The 525-nt window shown below is 28.4% G+C and carries 1 protein-coding gene; it reads right to left on the bottom strand.

The annotated features are described in order from the left end of the window. On the bottom strand, positions 1 to 525 hold a 525-nt coding region (locus E3E36_RS11495), incomplete at both ends, for an outer membrane beta-barrel family protein (RefSeq protein ID WP_167895539.1).

Here is a 525-nt window from a genome sequence, read left to right as displayed (position 1 = left end):
ATGTAAGCATTTGTTTATACTGATGATTAACCTCAAAATTCCATGCATTTTGTGGTAATATAAACGGATTACCTGTTTGGTAAGTATATTTATTAATTAAAAAAGTAAAAGGATTAAGCTTCTGAAATGGAGGTCTGTCAATTCTTCTGCCAAATGTTAATGTTACTGTATTATTTGAATCTGCCTGATAAGAAAAATACCCGGAAGGGAATAAACCATCGTAATTTTTATAGAAAGAAGAATCTTTTACAATCAGGTTTCCGAGTTGATGTGCGTTATAATGTGTATGCTCATATCTTATTCCAACCTGAAAAGAAATTTTATTTAGTTTCTGCTCATAACTTGTATATAAAGCATTAATTTTTTCATCATATAAAAATTGATTGCTTTTACTTAAATCATCTTGCCAAACAGAGCCGTTATAATATTGATAAGCTGCAACATTATTCGTGTTAATAAAAGAAGTTTTAAAACCCGCTTCCAATTTAATTCCTTTATTTAATCTATAAGTATAATCACTTTTGG

The sequence above is a fragment of the Thermococcus sp. M36 genome, assembly GCF_012027355.1.
GTDB lineage: Archaea > Methanobacteriota_B > Thermococci > Thermococcales > Thermococcaceae > Thermococcus.
This window is presented reverse-complemented; position numbering and strand designations above follow the sequence as displayed.